The following is a 2570-nucleotide window of genomic DNA, read 5'->3' as shown; positions in this document are numbered from 1 at the left end:
TGGTTGGGCGGTGTTTTATTTCACCTTGTTTATCAGCTGGAATGGCGGCCAGACAGTGGGCAAAGCCATTATGGCGATAAAAGTGGTGCAGTTAAATAACACACCGCTGACGCTGTGGCAGGCATTTGGTCGCCAGGGCGGCTACAGCGCCGGTTTTGCAACCGGGTTGCTGGGGTTTATTCAAATATACTGGGACCCGAACCGGCAAGCGATTCAGGATAAAGTCGCCGATACTTTAGTACTCAAAATATAGAGCCAGCTTGCAGCACAGCTGCTGCTGGCAGAGCAGGACAAGATAATAAACCCTGCCCGACATTAAATAGGGTTGTATTATGATAAAAATAATCCGCTATCTGCTGCTTTTGCTGTCAGCGCTGCTGATCTTAGCGATCAGTTACCTGTGGCTGACCTTTGCCAGCCCCTTTGGTTATCAGCCCACCGTTGAATTGCCAGAAATTGATGATAACGCCAGCTATCCGGTATTTGTTTACGGCACGTTGCAAAAGCCCTGGGTTCGCTGGCTGGTCATGGGCCGCGCCGGCAATGGCGAACCGGCAGCCCTTGTCGGTTATCAGAAAGAAGCGCTGGACATCAAGCCTGCGCCCGGCGCGGTGACTAATGGGCAGCTGATTACGGTAAGCGGTACTGAACTGCGGGCCCTTGACCGGTATGAGCGGCTGGGCGTGCGCTATGAGCGGGTACAATTAACACTGCAAAATGGTCAGTCTGCCTGGGTATACCGACTGATGGACCCACTGATGCTGGAGATCACAGACGAACTTGCTGATTAGCACCGCTAACGCCCTGACAATGGTCGTTGCAGTTCGAACGTTAATGCCAGCGCCAGGCCGCTGGTAAACAAACCTGCTTCGAGCATAGCGCTGACTGCGCCAGCCACACTGAGCCCTTGCGCCGGGCTAAAAGCATCAAGCGCCAGCAAACCACCGGCAGTAGCATTGGGAAATTCCGCGGTCAGTTGCGCCAGGCTGCCAGCCAGTAACTGACCGCCGGTCAGACTGATCAGCAAACCGGCCAGCAAACCAGGCCCGGCGGCCCGGCACAGTGCAACATAGCTAAACCGGTGCCGGCTATTGGTCTGGCCAGCAGTTAACAGTAACCAGTAACTTATGCCGGCCGCCATGCCAATTAATAAACCTTCGGTGGCACCGGTAATCTGAGCCGGACTGCGTCCCAGAAACAACGTAAATGCTTCTTGCAGTAATAAGCTGACAAAGGCACCGATTAATAACCCTGCACCACCACCACCGAGTAACAGGTAGCTGAGCTTTTGCGGCTGCCACCGATTTGCCGCAACCAGGCCGAACGACACGGCTGCGCCGGAGAGGATCGCAATCATAGTCGTAACCGTCAGCATCACCAGTAAAACAGACAGCGCCTGACTGCCGCTCGACAGCGCTTGCCATGCACCAAGCAACCCATATAAGGCCCCTCCTGTTAAACCGGCAATGGCGGCACCCAGGGTTCCGCGTCCGGTGCACTGCCAGACCTGTTGTTGCCGGCTGGCAGATGCTGTCGTTGCCGAGAATACAGGCGATTCGGCTGATGGCTGAGTATCATTGATCTGTGAGCAGCTTACCCCGGCGATAAAGCGATAACCATGCTTTGGCACGGTTTCAATAAATCGCGGGGCACTGGCGCTGTCCTGCAACTGGCGGCGCAGGCTGCGAATACATTGGGTCAGCGCCTCGTCTGTGACCACCATGCCTTGCCAGACTTCATTAAAAAACCGCTCTTTGCTCACCAGCTTGCCGGCATCCTGCACCAGCAGTAATAAGGCATCCAGATAGCGGGCATTCAGCTCCAGTCGCCGCTCTCCACAAAACAACTGCCGCTCAGCCGGGTCCAGCACAAAATCAGCAAAATAATAGCGTTGTGCCGTCATAACACCTATACACTCCGGGTCTTAGCAGCGAAGTGGCTGCATTACATTTACTTTATTATGCACCAGAACCTGGTTGCACGGCGAGCCTTGTTGCCGCATTCCGTAGCAACCCCGCTGCCAGTAACCACAATAGCGCAAAAGCCAGGTTTAATACCGGTGCGGCACCTAAATCAGCCAGCTGAATGATGACTTCAACCGTCATTTGTAACGCCGCAGTCAGGTACAATACATAACTCATGCCCTTTGCCCTGAACCTGACCGCCGGTGCGCCAATAACAACCGAAGCCAGCACCCCGAAATACAGCATATTCGCCGGATTATCTTCACTGCCAATAATACCCACCGCCAGATTCATCCAGATAAGCAGCAATGATGTCAGCACCACCAGCGCCCAACCCACCCTGCCAGCGCCACTGCGGCTATAGTGACAACCTAATTCAATCAGTAAGCCTGTACCGCCGAGTAACACTGCCGCTGCGACAAAATCGAAACCGGTCCAGTTTACTTCTGCCGTAAATTGCATAGCGATAAGCGGTAGCAGCAACAGGCCGATTATCAGCCCCCACCCTGCTATACGCCATGGGTTTTGCCAGAAGAGTTTTTTAGGTGCAGATGTTTGCATAGCATATTTCCTTATGGTTGCGGAAACTGCAGCATGAACTGACCA

The 2570-nt window shown here is 53.9% G+C and carries 4 protein-coding genes; 2 read left to right on the top strand and 2 right to left on the bottom strand.

What is annotated here, in order from left to right; translation table 11 throughout:
* Together R3177_RS14460 and R3177_RS14455 are read left to right on the top strand one after the other, a co-directional pair.
* Window positions 1–253 (top strand): RDD family protein (locus tag R3177_RS14460; RefSeq protein ID WP_318971712.1); only part of this gene is annotated, 253 nt, incomplete at its 5' end.
* 79 nt (window positions 254–332) lie between these two features.
* Complete coding sequence (locus tag R3177_RS14455; RefSeq protein ID WP_318971711.1) at window positions 333–791, top strand: gamma-glutamylcyclotransferase family protein; 459 nt, start codon at window positions 333–335, stop codon at window positions 789–791.
* Between the two features lie 5 nt (window positions 792–796).
* Here R3177_RS14455 and R3177_RS14450 read toward each other — a convergent pair whose 3' ends face one another.
* Together R3177_RS14450 and R3177_RS14445 are read right to left on the bottom strand one after the other, a co-directional pair.
* The gene (locus R3177_RS14450) at window positions 797–1903 is read right to left on the bottom strand and encodes a transcriptional regulator (protein WP_318971710.1); all 1107 of its coding nucleotides are present in this window, start codon (window positions 1901–1903) and stop codon (window positions 797–799) included.
* Between the two features lie 55 nt (window positions 1904–1958).
* Window positions 1959–2525: a hypothetical protein gene (locus tag R3177_RS14445; RefSeq protein WP_318971709.1), complete on the bottom strand. Its 567-nt coding sequence runs from the start codon at window positions 2523–2525 to the stop codon at window positions 1959–1961.
* Window positions 2526–2570 lie beyond the last annotated feature (45 nt).

Source organism: Arsukibacterium sp., from assembly GCF_033722355.1.
Taxonomy (GTDB): Bacteria; Pseudomonadota; Gammaproteobacteria; order Enterobacterales; family Alteromonadaceae; genus Alishewanella.
This window is presented reverse-complemented; position numbering and strand designations above follow the sequence as displayed.